Annotated in this window: 18 protein-coding genes; 13 read left to right on the top strand and 5 right to left on the bottom strand. The window is 42.9% G+C overall.

Annotation, left to right across the window (positions count from 1 at the left end; all coding sequences use genetic code 11):
* Nucleotides 1–2 precede the first annotated feature (2 nt).
* From HWQ44_RS26800 to HWQ44_RS26790, 3 genes are all read left to right on the top strand, one after another.
* A complete protein-coding gene (locus HWQ44_RS26800) occupies nucleotides 3–1802 on the top strand; it encodes an ABC transporter ATP-binding protein (protein WP_292724955.1) in 1800 nt (599 codons plus the stop codon).
* A gap of 42 nt (nucleotides 1803–1844) precedes the next feature.
* A complete protein-coding gene (locus HWQ44_RS26795) occupies nucleotides 1845–2099 on the top strand; it encodes a TIGR03643 family protein (protein WP_292724953.1) in 255 nt (84 codons plus the stop codon).
* 166 nt (nucleotides 2100–2265) lie between these two features.
* Nucleotides 2266–2811, top strand: coding sequence for a dihydrofolate reductase family protein (locus tag HWQ44_RS26790; protein WP_292724951.1), 546 nt, complete (start codon nucleotides 2266–2268; stop codon nucleotides 2809–2811).
* Between the two features lie 41 nt (nucleotides 2812–2852).
* Here the strand turns inward: HWQ44_RS26790 and trxA are convergent, their stop codons facing one another.
* Together trxA and HWQ44_RS26780 are read right to left on the bottom strand one after the other, a co-directional pair.
* A complete protein-coding gene (gene trxA, locus HWQ44_RS26785) occupies nucleotides 2853–3191 on the bottom strand; it encodes a thioredoxin (RefSeq protein ID WP_292724949.1) in 339 nt (112 codons plus the stop codon).
* Between the two features lie 236 nt (nucleotides 3192–3427).
* Nucleotides 3428–3739, bottom strand: coding sequence for a hypothetical protein (locus HWQ44_RS26780; protein WP_292724947.1), 312 nt, complete (start codon nucleotides 3737–3739; stop codon nucleotides 3428–3430).
* A gap of 426 nt (nucleotides 3740–4165) precedes the next feature.
* Here HWQ44_RS26780 and HWQ44_RS26775 point away from each other — a divergent pair, with 426 nt between their 5' ends.
* Nucleotides 4166–4375 (top strand): hypothetical protein, encoded by a 210-nt coding sequence (locus HWQ44_RS26775; protein ID WP_292724946.1) that lies wholly within the window; start codon nucleotides 4166–4168, stop codon nucleotides 4373–4375.
* A gap of 169 nt (nucleotides 4376–4544) precedes the next feature.
* On the opposite strand, the gene HWQ44_RS26770 is transcribed toward HWQ44_RS26775, so the two are convergent.
* From HWQ44_RS26770 to aroB, 3 genes are all read right to left on the bottom strand, one after another.
* The gene (locus HWQ44_RS26770; protein ID WP_292724945.1) at nucleotides 4545–4820 is read right to left on the bottom strand and encodes a hypothetical protein; all 276 of its coding nucleotides are present in this window, start codon (nucleotides 4818–4820) and stop codon (nucleotides 4545–4547) included.
* Between the two features lie 294 nt (nucleotides 4821–5114).
* A complete protein-coding gene (locus HWQ44_RS26765) occupies nucleotides 5115–5693 on the bottom strand; it encodes a Uma2 family endonuclease (protein ID WP_292724944.1) in 579 nt (192 codons plus the stop codon).
* 80 nt (nucleotides 5694–5773) lie between these two features.
* The gene (aroB, locus tag HWQ44_RS26760; RefSeq protein WP_292724943.1) at nucleotides 5774–6931 is read right to left on the bottom strand and encodes a 3-dehydroquinate synthase; all 1158 of its coding nucleotides are present in this window, start codon (nucleotides 6929–6931) and stop codon (nucleotides 5774–5776) included.
* Between the two features lie 197 nt (nucleotides 6932–7128).
* On the opposite strand from aroB, the gene petL reads away from it, so the two are divergent.
* The 9 genes from petL (at nucleotide 7129) to HWQ44_RS26715 (ending at nucleotide 13772) form a co-directional block, all read left to right on the top strand.
* Nucleotides 7129–7224, top strand: a complete 96-nt coding sequence (gene petL / locus HWQ44_RS26755) for a cytochrome b6-f complex subunit PetL (RefSeq protein ID WP_084227316.1) — start codon at nucleotides 7129–7131, stop codon at nucleotides 7222–7224.
* Between the two features lie 268 nt (nucleotides 7225–7492).
* Nucleotides 7493–7933, top strand: a complete 441-nt coding sequence (locus HWQ44_RS26750; protein ID WP_292724941.1) for an ATP synthase subunit I — start codon at nucleotides 7493–7495, stop codon at nucleotides 7931–7933.
* A gap of 60 nt (nucleotides 7934–7993) precedes the next feature.
* On the top strand, nucleotides 7994–8755 hold the full coding sequence (atpB, locus tag HWQ44_RS26745; protein WP_012411161.1) for a F0F1 ATP synthase subunit A: 762 nt from the start codon (nucleotides 7994–7996) through the stop codon (nucleotides 8753–8755).
* 151 nt (nucleotides 8756–8906) lie between these two features.
* Complete coding sequence (gene atpE, locus HWQ44_RS26740) at nucleotides 8907–9152, top strand: ATP synthase F0 subunit C (RefSeq protein ID WP_013192016.1); 246 nt, start codon at nucleotides 8907–8909, stop codon at nucleotides 9150–9152.
* 181 nt (nucleotides 9153–9333) lie between these two features.
* The gene (locus HWQ44_RS26735; RefSeq protein ID WP_094328069.1) at nucleotides 9334–9765 is read left to right on the top strand and encodes a F0F1 ATP synthase subunit B'; all 432 of its coding nucleotides are present in this window, start codon (nucleotides 9334–9336) and stop codon (nucleotides 9763–9765) included.
* 165 nt (nucleotides 9766–9930) lie between these two features.
* On the top strand, nucleotides 9931–10503 hold the full coding sequence (locus tag HWQ44_RS26730; RefSeq protein ID WP_292724930.1) for a F0F1 ATP synthase subunit B: 573 nt from the start codon (nucleotides 9931–9933) through the stop codon (nucleotides 10501–10503).
* Nucleotides 10500–11054, top strand: a complete 555-nt coding sequence (atpH, locus tag HWQ44_RS26725) for an ATP synthase F1 subunit delta (protein WP_292724928.1) — start codon at nucleotides 10500–10502, stop codon at nucleotides 11052–11054. The genes HWQ44_RS26730 and atpH overlap by 4 nt, the downstream gene beginning before the upstream one ends.
* A gap of 154 nt (nucleotides 11055–11208) precedes the next feature.
* A complete protein-coding gene (gene atpA, locus HWQ44_RS26720) occupies nucleotides 11209–12729 on the top strand; it encodes a F0F1 ATP synthase subunit alpha (protein WP_292724926.1) in 1521 nt (506 codons plus the stop codon).
* 95 nt (nucleotides 12730–12824) lie between these two features.
* Nucleotides 12825–13772, top strand: a complete 948-nt coding sequence (locus HWQ44_RS26715) for a F0F1 ATP synthase subunit gamma (protein WP_292724924.1) — start codon at nucleotides 12825–12827, stop codon at nucleotides 13770–13772.
* Nucleotides 13773–14128: the final 356 nt, after the last annotated feature.

Genomic DNA, 14128 nt, shown 5'->3' with positions numbered 1-14128 from the left:
TTATGAGAGGCACTATTCCCGTTGTTGCATCTGAGCAAACGAGTCAGCAACCTTCCACCCTGCGGCGCTTTTTGCAATACGTGCTACTCTATCGCAAAGAAATTCCCATCGCCCTGACATTAGTATTAATTGGTGCCATAACTCAGGCAGTTGGGCCATTCTTTCTCGGCTGGTCAATCGATCATCTGATTGCACAAGGGAATTTGCAAGGACTGCTGATGTTGTTAGGGCTACTAGGGCTGAACTATGGACTTGGTGTCTTAGCAATTCGAGGTCAAATTATTCGAGTCGGCTGGATTATGCAGCGATTGCTGGCTCAATTAAGGCAAGACATTTTCATTAAAATCCAAAGTTTACCACTCAGCTTTTTTGATCGCAGTGAAGCAGGCGATTTAATGAGTCGCTTACTGAATGATGTCAATACCGTGAATCAAGCATTTGGACTGACGGTCGCCCAAATGCTGGGCAACGCTTTCAGTTTGGTTGGCATTGTGATTGCGATGCTCTCAATCAACCTACAACTCGGTTTGTTGAGCAATCTGGTTGTACCACTGATGATTTTTACCACAAGCTTATTTGCACGTTGGGCAAGAGCCAGATTTCGCGTTACGCGACAAACTATTGGGGAGCTTTCCGCCAAGTTAGAAGAAGATATTGGCAGCGTGCGAGAAGCCCAAGCATTTAATCGCGTACAGATGAATATCGCAGAATTCGACGTTCTTAACGCCGCCAATAGAGATGCCAACGTTGAAGCTGTGGCAATTACTTCAGCCTTTTTGCCCTCCATCGATTTTCTCAACACACTCGCAACCGCAGGCGTGCTGGCATACGGCGGCTATCTGGCCGTAACAGGAGCTGCAACAGTGGGTGTGGTGACATCCTTTTTACTTTACGTCCAGCAATTCTTCCGCCCGATCCAAATTCTCAGCCAGTTTTACACCCAAGCTCAATCTGCCTTCGCCGGATTAGAGCGAATCTTTCTATTATTAGATGAACCATCAGAACTCAAAGATGCACCCGATGCCACAGAAATGCCGCCTATTCAAGGTGAGGTGACATTCGAGAATGTCAAATTTGGCTATAACCCAGATCAACTAGTTCTCAAAGGAGTGAATTTGCACGCCTATCCAGGGCAGATGGTTGCGTTAGTAGGGCCGACCGGTTCGGGAAAAAGTACAATTATTAACTTGATTTTGCGCTTCTATGATGTATCTGGCGGTGCAGTGAAAATTGATGATATTGATGTGCGTAGCGTGACTCAAGCAAGTCTGCGCCGTCAAATAGGCATCGTCCTGCAAGACAATATTTTGTTTAGCGGCACCGTCGCCGAAAACATTGCTTTTGGCGCTCCTTACACCACCCAAGCTGATATCGAAGCGGCTGCACAACTAGCAAATGTGCATGAGTTCATTACCTCACTACCACAGGGTTATACAACTCAATTAGGTGAACGCGGCGCACCCCTGAGTCAAGGACAGCGACAACTAATCAGTATTGCTCGTGCGATATTAATTAATCCCCGAATTCTGATTCTGGATGAAGCCACCAGCAGCATTGACACGCGTACAGAAGCGCTAGTGCAAAGTGCGATCGCCCGCTTGCTCCAAGGTCGTACTAGTTTCGTAATTGCCCACCGTCTCAGTACAGTTACTCAAGCAGATCAGGTATTAGTAATTCAGCAGGGAGAAATTGTCGAACAGGGTACTCACGCCGAACTCGTCAATCATCGGGGTGTTTATGCCAACCTCTATGCCCTGCAACTGGGTGCAGCAGACACAATGGTTCTTCAAAACGAAAAGTAAAATAGATATATAGCTCGAATTTACCAATTGCCCACAAAAAAAATGAAGCTACCTAACCTCGATTCACAAACCATCGATCGCGTCATTGAAATGGCATGGGAAGATAGAACATCTTTTGATGCCATTGAGGCTCAGTTTGGGCTGCTGGAGAAACAGGTAATTGCTCTAATGAGGCGCGAAATGAAAGAATCTAGTTTCAAGATGTGGCGAGAGCGAGTCACCAAACGCAATACAAAGCATTTATCTCAGCGAGAATTTATTGCAGGCCGGTTTAAGTCGCACAATCAAAAAACGTAAGTGAGTTGGGGAAGCGTAGGCATAGCCCGTCGTAGCCATCGCTCTTTTGTGATATCTTCAATTAAAATAATCGTCCAGAACCATCAAAGGCTAAAATGCTGTAGAAGGAATAAGCCTGTGTTCGCTTGCACTCATTGAGTGCAAACTACCAAATTCACCAAGCACAATGACGAAAGTTACACTCTACATTGCAGCTAGTTTGGATGGCTACATTGCTCGCAGCGATGGCGGAATTGAGTGGCTATCAATTCTTGATACAGAAGGTGAAGACTACGGTTACACTGCTTTCTACGAATCGATTGATGCGATCGTCTTAGGTAGCAAGACGTATGAAGTCGGGCTGGGTTTTGATCAATGGCCTTATCCAGACAAAAAATCCTTCGTTTTCACCCAGCGCCATCTCCAATCTGACCGTGAAGACGTTGTGTTTGTTTCTGACCCAGTAAAACAGGCGTTAGCAAATATAGAGGCTCAAGGCTTAGAAAACATCTGGCTAGTTGGTGGCGGAAAATTAATCAATTCGTTTCTTCAGCACAGCTTGATTGACGAATATATCATTTCAACTATTCCAACTATCTTAGGTGGCGGTATACACCTTTTTCCACCACCTACCCCTGAAGTAAAATTGGAGCTGATTAACTCAAAACAATATCCTAGTGGTTTACTCCAAGCACATTATAGGCGACAAGGAAATATTGAAAATAATTCGTAATTCCTGATTATGTTCTCTGCGAATTACGAATTACGAATTAGCTAAAGAAGCTTTTGAACAGCGTTGCTGAAGTCCTCGTAAGGAGAAACTCCCACGATAGTTTCTGCTAGAATACCATCTTTAAAAATTAAAACCGCTGGAATACTGCGAAGACCGAATTTTTTGAAAATCGGCTTATTGCTGTCAACATCTACCTTCACGACTTTAGCACGACCTTTGTATTCTTCGGCAAGTTGATCCATTAACGGACTGACTAAGCGACAGGGGCCACACCAAGTAGCAGTAAAATCAACAACAACAACTTTCTCTTCACTTCCATTTAAAACAACATCAAATTCGCTTTCTTCAACGTAAGCAACTATGTCAGTATCAGTAGACATTTTTTAATTCCTTAGTGTAAAACTAAAATTTCAGCAAAAAGCTAACTATATAAACTATACTCCTTTCTGAGTGCCAGATTTATTAGTTACCTACATTCATTGGGAAACTCCCGCAGATGATTTTTTCTTTCTAAAGTATATTTAATAACTTGTTTTTTGTACGTAGAGTGCGATCGCGTAACGCACTCTACAAACTAACCTAATCCAAAAACCTATATCTCCAAGGCTTAGAAGCTTCAATACTCATCCTGCCGATCAAACAGTTCTAACAACCCAATAGTGCCGACAAAAAAAGTATAAGTAGCATATTTTACTGGCATTTTTTGTCTTGAAGGTGCATAAAAAGCTGCTATAATACCCTCGATAAAATGGCTCATCATGGCAAAACGCTCAATCCAAAAAATTGGATTAAGGCTGCCTGGTACATTAATATTATTTATTACTGCATAAATATTCCACGATTCTAATCCAATTGCACTTGTTATCAGCACTGTAGATATAATTTTTACAAAGGTGTAAATGTTTCTCTTTATCAACTTGAAGTTCATACTGTTCACGAAAAAATTCTTTAACATATCTACAAGACTCGGAGACCTAATAGACAATTTAAAGTGTGTATCTAAAAATCCGCCCCAAGTTAATTAATCTTATATTATGATTTCTGTTTATGTAAAAATCTGTACAAATATGGACATAGTATATTGAGTATTCCCAAACTATTGAGAATAGAACTGTAGAAAAAACTATGCAGTTTTGTGGTTTAAGGATTTATGGTTAAAAATTTACTCCTTATGAGAATAGAGCAAAATAGCATTGAGCATCCAAGTCCCCTCCTCACTTGCTCTTAGGGGGTTGGGGGTGGGGTTCTTGTAACTCATCAAGAACCACTATATTTAAAAAATGAGAAAAGTGTGGAATAATACATAAGTGGTAAATTTAATTGCACTCCATAGATTGATAATAAATGTAAAGCTATGATCGCTCAATATTACAATTCAATTCATGTTAAAGATAACTTGCTTAAACAAATCAAAGTTAAAGAAAATCAGCTAAAAATTGCACAAGAATCTAATATGATCTATGTTGCAGAGGCATTACAGAATGAATTGTTAAAGTTACAAGCTGAATTATCAGAGCCGCAAGATGTTGAAGTTCAGGCGTTGATGAGTTTGCTAGACGATTAAAATTGTAAACTTGTATTGCAAAGTTTCTTGAAAACACAAAACCTCTGTTACTCAGAAGCAGAGCATAGTGATTCTGATACCTGGGAGTGTAGCTTATGTGTTATGGCTCAAGAATTAACACTGCAATAAATAGCGATTTAAAGAGTTGTAGAAGGATGATGATTCTTATTTAGATAAGGCGTTGAGGTTTTTGCTGGGAATGTGGTCTTTTAATCTGCGGTACTAAATCAATCTTAAGAACAGGTTTAATTGAGGGCTGTTGTCTTTCCCTAAGAATTTGAATTTCTCTCTCAATTGAATCTTTTCCTTGCCGAAAAAAGTCTTGAGAATTATATGGAACCAAGTCACGGGATAAATGTTGAGCTTGTGCTGGCGTCAAACTAGGAACAGCTTGTTGAGCATTGGCAGAACTCTGTACAGCTAGAAAAAAAGCTGTTGAAACCACTAAGAGTTTTATTTTTATACATCTGGTGAATATTAGGTTGAACATAGTTCATACATCTGTCGCTTGAATCTCAAACCATCTTGTATTGCTCTGATTATAAGCAAAGTACACTTATTGGGTTGCTAATTACCTCCTACAAATGGGTGAATTAATCAACTAAATTATTAGTACAGCACAGCGAAAATCCAGCTACCATCTACATTAACCAGATAAGTTGCTCAAGCAACTTGTTAAAGTTAGGCAAACCTTCCACTACTTGAAATTTCGATGGATGTTTAAAACAAGAGAATTGTGCTATTCAGTAGCTAATGGTATTTTCGCCTTTTGAAACACCTGCTCAACCGTAAATTCTAGTCCCTCAAATAAAGAATCTGTAAGTAATTCTTCTCCCATATAAGTTTGTGGTGCTGCATCTGGATAAAAAACAGTAATACTTCTAGCTTTACTATCTAATACCCATACCCGCAGCACCTTAGCATCTAAATAGTCTTTGGCTTTAGCCGTCATTTGCCCAAAGGTTTGTCCGGGCGAAATAATTTCAATCACCAAATCAGGAGGAACAGAACATGCTCCTTCTTGATCCCAATCAGCGGGTAAACGTTCATTAGAAATATACAAAATATCCGGTATTGGCATCCAATCTCGCCCTCGACGAGTTAATACAACAGCTAATTCTGGGCAAATTTCTCCTTTCCCCTCACAGCATTGCTCAATCAAATTGAGAAGGGCACGGGTAAGTTTAGAGTGAAATTTTTTGGGTGACATTTTAGGAATTGCTTGACCATCAACAAGCTCATAAGTTACATCTCCCTCACCTGTTGGAAGATTTAAAAACTCTTGCAAGGTTAATTGATTCTTGGCTTGGAGTATCATGGCTCAATAATTCGTAATTCGTAATTGAAGGACAGAGTAACTAATTTGTATTCTGACTCTTGAATTCTTCTTCAAATTGTTCACATTCCCCGCAACACTTGCCGAATAATATCCGATGGCACTTCATCGGTAACTGTTACTACACCAATCTCTGTTGGTAAAACAAACCTCACTTTCCCGGCTTTGACTTTCTTATCTAACTGCAACGCCTCAATAATTGCTTCAATATCTACCCCATCTGGTAACTGAGTCGGTAAACCCGTTTTTTGAATTAAAGCATTTTGACGTTCTGTGTCTTCCTTTTGCCACAATCCTAAATCCACAGCAATTTGACCGGCTGCCACCATACCAATAGCCACCGCTTCACCGTGATTCACTAAACGATAACCAGTCAAACTTTCCACTGCATGACCAATGGTATGACCATAGTTGAGAATTGCGCGTAATCCGCCTTCTTTCTCATCTTTGCCAACAACATCAGCTTTTGCTTGACAGGATCGCGTTAATATGTTTGTTAGTAGGTCAGGTTTGACATAGCGGAGTTGGTCGAGGCGTTTACTTGCTTCCAACTGGGCAAACAATTCGGCATCCCAAATCACACCGTACTTGATAACTTCTGCCATCCCTGATCGAAACTCACGCATAGGTAGAGTTTTTAACACATCTGGGTCAATCAAAACCAAACGCGGTTGATGGAATGCCCCAATTAAGTTTTTACCGTGGGGATGATTCACACCAGTTTTGCCACCAATTGCTGAATCTACCATCGCCAACAAAGAGGTAGGCACTTGGACAACATTAATACCGCGCAACCAAGTTGCGGCTGCAAAGCCAGTCATATCCCCAACTACTCCTCCCCCCAAAGCCACCATCGTAGAAGAACGTTCTAGGCGGTTTTCCAAGGCTACATCGTAGAGTTTTTGGATGGAATTGAGGGTTTTGTAACGTTCACCAGGTGGTAGAGTGCAGCTAGCAACTTCAAATCCAGCAGATTTTAGGGATGTAATTACTCTTTCGCCAAAATGCTTAAAAATCGTCGGATTAGAAACTAGCATTACCTTCTTGCCCAGCTTGAGACTGGCCATCTGTTGACCCAGTTGATCTAAACTCGAAGGTGCGTTAGCGTAGCTCAACGCTCGCGTAGCGTCTCGTTCGTGCAGCGTCTCCGACAGGAGAAGAGAAGTTATCGCAATCTCATAAGACTGCCCTGGTAGATTTACATTAATTACAGAAGTCATTGCCCAACCCCAAACAAGCGCTTGTGGGCTGTATTGTATCGCAATCTAGGAAATGGGGAGTGGGGAATCTTACTCAGCACAAGCTAAATGCCCCGTTACCGCTAACAGCACTCCAAACTCGGAACTGTTTTGCCCAATACCCAATGCCCAACAACTAATGATTCAATAGATTTAGGAAGTATTCTGGAGAGCAATAAATGTTTGCAATTGTATCTTATGTCGTCTTCTTGGGTTTATTCTTTGGCTTATCTGTAGGTTTGCTGTTCGGTCTGCGGACTGCCAAGATAATTTAACCCTGAGGTATATTCAACCCAAGACTCTTGTGGGGCAGGCATCTTGCCTGTCCTCAGCTTATGAATATCCTATAAAACCTTACTTTTTCACCAAGTCCACCTCGACGAACTTAGTAGAAGTGCTGTAGGCTTTAGTCTGTCGGCACTTACTCCCTGATGTTGACAAGAAGTTAATTGTTTTTTCCTAAAGTATTGTTACCGCATCGTGATATGATTCAGCTGACTGAATGTGCAGTCATCATATTTAACTGTACTGGTTTCAAGTCCCGTGAGCTTGTCTGACGAATCAATTGCGCCCACTCCGACAACGCAACAAGATGCTAAAACTGGTTCTGAAGACACAGAATCAGGTAACTCCATGCAAGAGTTCTATCAACTCTTCCAGCGATTGTTGGTAATCACGCTTGTCTTGACGGGGGTTATTTTTATCTCTGTGTGGATTTTTTATTCCTTAAACATTGCCCTAAATTATTTAATTGGGGCGTGTACAGGTGTGGTTTACTTAAAAATGTTGGCTAGAGATGTTGAGCAGCTTGGTAGTGAAAAAACCAGTCTGAGCAAAACTCGTTTTGCTCTGTTTATGGGAGTGATGATCGTGGCAACTCAATGGCGTGAGCTACAGATTTTGCCCATTTTTTTGGGATTTCTAACTTACAAAGCCACGCTCTTCGTCTATATGGTGCAAATTGCGTTCATTCCTGATTCTTAAAAAGTCAGGCTCACAAAGATAGTAATCCCATCCTCGCTCGTTGGGGAAAATGCTTGAAGAATGCAAATGCTTAGTGTCTTAAACGCCTTTAATTCTTTTCCCCTCGCCGAATTAGAAGTAGGACATCATTTCTACTGGCAGTTGGGCAATCTTAAAATTCATGGGCAAGTTTTTCTCACCTCATGGTTTGTGATTAGTATTCTAGTAGTGGCTTCAATAGCTGCTACTCGAAATGCACAGAGAATTCCCAAGGGCATCCAGAATTTGATGGAATACGCCCTAGAATTTATTCGTGATTTGGCCAAAAACCAACTTGGTGAGAAAGAGTACCGCCCTTGGGTGCCATTTATTGGCACATTGTTCTTGTTTATTTTCGTATCGAACTGGTCAGGTGCGCTAATTCCCTGGAAGCTCATCAAGCTACCTTCAGGCGAATTGGCAGCTCCCACCAATGACATCAATACGACTGTTGCATTGGCATTGCTAACCTCCTTGGCGTACTTTTACGCAGGTTTTAGCAAACGGGGTTTAGGCTACTTTAAGAAATATATAGAGCCAACACCTGTTTTGTTGCCGATCGCAATTCTAGAAGATTTCACCAAACCCCTCTCCCTAAGCTTCCGGCTATTTGGTAATATTTTGGCGGATGAGTTGGTAGTAGCGGTATTGGTGCTGCTAGTTCCTCTATTTGTACCTCTGCCTGTAATGGCCTTGGGTTTATTTACCAGTGCCATTCAAGCCCTGGTTTTTGCCACCCTAGCCGGAGCATACATTCATGAGGCAATGGAGGGGCATGGAGGAGAAGAACATGAGGAGCATTAAACTTCTCAGTTGATAGCACAGTCAAGAAGAGCATATTCGCTCAAAACATCGCAAAGCGCGATTTCAAAGAAGCGAGTGCAGCGTGAAAACCACGTTTCTAGTCGTTAACGTAATGTCTGTTAGTTTTGTAATCAAAGCAAGGAAAATCAACATGGATCCATTAGTTCAGGCTGCTTCAGTTCTCGCTGCTGCTTTAGCGATTGGTTTAGCTGCAATTGGCCCTGGTATCGGTCAAGGAAACGCTGCTGGACAAGCAGTAGAAGGTATTGCTCGTCAACCTGAAGCAGAAGGAAAAATTCGCGGTACTCTGCTATTAACCTTGGCATTCATGGAATCTTTGACTATCTATGGTCTAGTAATTGCCTTGGTATTGCTGTTTGCTAACCCCTTCGCATAAGACCTGAAAATTTTGTGAGTGTGGAGACGTGAATTATCACGCCTCTACAATCAAAATATTTTGGGTATCTTAATAGTTTTAATGTTCCGTTGACCCTTGTTGGCTATGGGTCTCTAAAATATGAAAGGTTGGATGACGTTGCTAGCCATGAAAACTGCTACTCCAGCCAAAGAGGAGACAAATGTTTGATTTCGATGCTACCTTGCCCTTCATGGCATTGCAATTCCTGCTATTAGCAGCTTTGTTGAATGCAATTTTCTATAAGCCACTGACCAAGGTACTAGACGATCGCGATAATTATATCCGAACTAATACCCTTGAGGCGCGGGAGAGCTTGGCTAAAGCCGAGCGCTTGGCTACCGAATATGAGCAGCAACTCGCAGACGCTCGCAGACAATCGCAAGCTACCGTAGAAGCCGCTCAACTTGAAGCTAAGAAAATTACTGCCGAAAAAATCGCTGAAGCCCAAAAAGAAGCTCAGTCTCAACGAGAACAAGCTTCTGTTGAAATCGAACAACAAAAGCAAGCAGCCTTTAGCACCTTAGAGCAACAAGTTGATGCTCTAAGTAGGCAGATTCTAGAAAAACTATTGGGGCCAACTCCAGTTAGATAAGCTAACGAGATTGGTTCTGTGTAAAGCATACGCGCAACTGGCCCCTAGTCCAGAGCGCTTAATTAAGTGTCAAAAAAGGCACTTTTTCCCTTCTGGGGAAAGATACTTAAATTTCCTTCCCTTGGGAAAATACAACGTATTAGCAAGCGAGCAGCGCACTTGTAAATGGGTATCATGGGGACATTCTTATTACTTGCCGCAGAAGCGAACGCTGTTCACTCTGAATTGGCAGAAGGCGCAGCAGAAGGTGGTTTCGGTCTAAACCTAGACATTTTTGAAACCAATCTGATTAATCTAGCGATTCTGATTGGCATACTATTCTACTTCGGACGTAAGGTTTTAAGCAATATCCTGAACGAGCGACAATCCAATATTGCCACTGCAATTCAGGAAGCAGAAGGGCGCTTAAAAGAGGCAAAGACTGCCCTTTCCCAAGCGCAAGAGCAATTGAAGCAATCTCAGGCAGAGGCAGAACGCATCCGCCAATCTGCCACAGAAAACGCTCAAAAAGCGAAAGAAGCCTTGTTAGCGAAGGCAGTGCAAGACGTAGAACGCTTAAAACAAACAGCAGCAGCAGATTTAAACAGTGAAACTGATCGAGCGATCGCTCAACTGCGGCAACGAGTTGCTACACTAGCATTGCAAAAAGTCGAATCGCAACTCAAAAGCGGGATTGCCGATGATGCTCAACAAGGTTTAATTGACCGCAGCATCGCACAACTGGGAGGCAATGTATGACAAGTCAGGTAGCTTCAGCCGAAGTAGCCCAACCTTACGCACAGGCACTTTTGTCAATAGCACAATCGAAAAACTTGACTGAAGAGTTTGGGGAAGATGCGCGGACTTTCCTGGGACTGCTCAGGGCAGACAAACAGCTACACAACTTCTTCAGCAACCCGTTTATTCAGTCTGAGAACAAAAAAGCTCTCATCAAACAAATACTCGGTGAAGGTTCTAATCCCTACTTACGCAATTTTTTGCTGATACTGGTAGATAAGCGGCGCATTGCATTCTTGGAAGATATTTTTCAACAGTATCTAGCGCTGTTGCGGCAGCTGAATCAAACCGTATTAGCGGAAGTAATTTCAGCCGTTCCCCTCACAGAAGCTCAACAGCAGGCAATCATCCAAAAGGTCATCGCCATCTCCAATGCTCGCCAGGTAGAACTAGAAACCAGGGTAGACAGCGAGTTAATTGGTGGTGTGATCATTAAAGTAGGTTCGCAGGTAATTGACGCTAGTATCCGGGGTCAGTTACGCCGCCTTTCATTGCGCTTAACTAATAGTTAGAAAATTGGGACTGGGGACTGGGGGCTGGGTACTGGGGACTAGGAAAAAGATTATAGTCATAAATTCTTTACATCCCTAATCCCCAGTCCCTAATCCCCAGTCCCTAATCCCCAGTCCCTTTTACTTCCGTCTCGAAAGCAAACAAGATAGACACATGAGCATATCAATTAGACCTGACGAAATTAGCAGCATTATCCAACAACAAATCGAGCAATACGATCAAGAGGTCAAAGTTGCTAACGTTGGTACGGTTCTCCAAGTTGGTGACGGTATTGCCCGGATTTATGGTCTGGAAAAGGCTATGTCTGGGGAACTTTTGGAATTTGAAGATGGCACAATAGGCATCGCCCAAAACTTAGAAGAAGACAACGTGGGCGCGGTGCTGATGGGTGAAGGGCTGGAAATTCAAGAAGGTAGTTCTGTAACTGCCACTGGTAGAATTGCCCAAGTACCCGTAGGAGAAGCTTTAATTGGACGAGTTGTAAACGCTTTGGGTCTTCCCATCGATGGTAAGGGAGACATCAAGTCCTCAGAAAGCCGTTTGATTGAATCTCCTGCACCAGGTATCATTGCCCGTCGGTCTGTACACGAACCCATGCAAACGGGTATTACAGCTATTGACTCAATGATTCCTATCGGTCGTGGTCAGCGGGAATTGATTATTGGCGATCGCCAAACCGGTAAAACTGCGATCGCGATCGACACCATCATCAACCAAAAAGAAGAAGATGTAGTTTGTGTCTACGTTGCGATCGGTCAAAAGGCTTCCACAGTTGCTAACGTGGTGCAAACATTGCAAGAAAAAGGCGCAATGGATTACACCGTCGTCGTCTTTGCTAGCGCCAGTGAACCAGCAACCCTACAATACCTAGCTCCTTACACAGGCGCAACTATTGCCGAGTACTTTATGTACAAAGGCAAAGCTACCCTGGTAATTTATGATGACCTTTCCAAGCAAGCCCAAGCTTATCGCCAAATGTCCCTACTGCTGCGTCGTCCACCAGGACGCGAAGCTTATCCTGGAGATGTATTCTACATTCACTCCCGCTTGTTAGAAAGAGCCGCAAAGCTGAGTGACGAATTAGGTAAAGGCAGTATGACCGCCCTACCAATTATCGAAACCCAAGCTGGTGACGTTTCAGCATACATCCCCACCAACGTAATTTCTATTACCGATGGTCAGATATTCCTGTCTTCTGACTTGTTTAACGCTGGTATCCGTCCCGCTGTTAACCCCGGTATTTCAGTATCCCGCGTGGGTTCTGCCGCTCAAACCAAGGCAATGAAAAAAGTTGCCGGTAAGATCAAATTGGAACTAGCCCAATTTGACGACCTGCAAGCCTTCGCACAATTTGCTTCTGACTTAGATAAAGCCACTCAAGACCAGTTGGCAAGGGGTCAACGGTTGCGCGAACTCCTCAAGCAGCCACAAAATTCCCCACTCTCGGTATACGAGCAAGTAGCAATTTTATACGCTGGTATTAATGGTTATTTAGATGATGTACCTGTAAATCAAGTAACCACCTTCACTGCTGGTCTACGTGAGTACTTAAAGACTGGCAAGACCCAGTATGCCCAAGGAGTACAAGCATCTAAAGCACTAGGTGACGCAGAAGAAGCTGCTTTGAAGGAAGCGCTTACCGAATACAAGAAGACCTTCAAAGCTACAGCGTAATTAGTCATTAGTCATTGGTCATTGGTCATTGGTACAGAACTAATGACTACTGACTAATAACAAAGGACAAATGACTAACTACTAAGGAAAAAAATATGGCCAATCTAAAAGCAATACGCGATCGCATTCAGTCGGTCAAAAACACCAAAAAAATCACAGAAGCCATGCGTCTCGTAGCTGCGGCTAGAGTGCGTCGGGCGCAAGAACAAGTGCTAGCAACTCGCCCCTTTGCCGATCGCTTGGCACAAGTATTATATGGTTTGCAAAGCCGTCTGCGCTTTGAAGAAGCAAACCTACCACTACTGAAAAAACGCCAAGTTAAGTCAGTTGGGTTGTTGGTTATTTCAGGCGATCGCGGTCTATGCGGCGGCTACAATAATAACGTTATCCGTCGTGCAGAAAACCGCGCCAAAGAAATCCAGGCAGAAGGTTTAAACTATCAATTTGTGATCGTTGGGCGCAAAGCTACACAGTACTTTCAACGCCGCGATCAGCCAATTGATGCTACTTACAGCGGCTTAGAGCAAATTCCCACCGCAGCAGAAGCTAATCAGATTGCCGATCAACTACTTTCCTTGTTCCTTTCGGAAGAAGTTGACCGCATCGAATTGATCTATACCAGATTCCTTTCCTTAGTTAGCTCCCGTCCTGTGATCCAAACCCTACTGCCTCTTGATCCACAAGGTCTAGAAGCAGCCGATGATGAAGTCTTCCGCTTGACAACTCGTGGCGGTAAGTTTGAAGTTGAACGGGAAAAAGTGGCTAGCCAAGCCCGCGCCTTAGCTCCTGACATGATCTTCGAGCAAGATCCAGTGCAGATTCTCGATTCTTTGTTGCCCCTGTATTTGAGTAACCAGCTATTGCGGGCGCTACAAGAATCTGCGGCTAGTGAACTAGCAGCGCGGATGACAGCCATGAGTAATGCCAGTGAAAATGCTGGTGAACTAATTAACACCCTCACCCTGTCTTACAACAAAGCCCGACAAGCTGCAATTACTCAAGAACTCCTTGAGGTTGTAGGTGGTGCTGAAGCACTAACTTAGGGTATAGCTAATTATTTATTTGTAGTGCGTTGTAATATATAGCCAATTGCTAATTATTTTAAGATTAGCAATTGGCTATTTTAGTAAACTTTCCCTACATTGGTTTGGACGTGATGAATTTATTATGTCTTTACGGGAAAACGGCTACAAAGACATCACCGTGTATACCAACTATATTGATGATCTCCAGCCAAGTTCCTATGAAGACACCCTGTGTTTCTCAGCAGCACTTGCATAAAGCAGAAATTTTTGTCCATTAACACATTTCAACAATCGCGTATTATAATTGAAGTATGAAGCGCATGGGTCCGTCACGGTTTCGACAGGTTGGCGAACGCTGCTCTGTGATTCAGGTC

It is taken from the genome of Nostoc sp. JL34, from assembly GCF_017114945.1.
Lineage (GTDB): Bacteria > Cyanobacteriota > Cyanobacteriia > Cyanobacteriales > Nostocaceae > Nostoc.
This window is presented reverse-complemented; position numbering and strand designations above follow the sequence as displayed.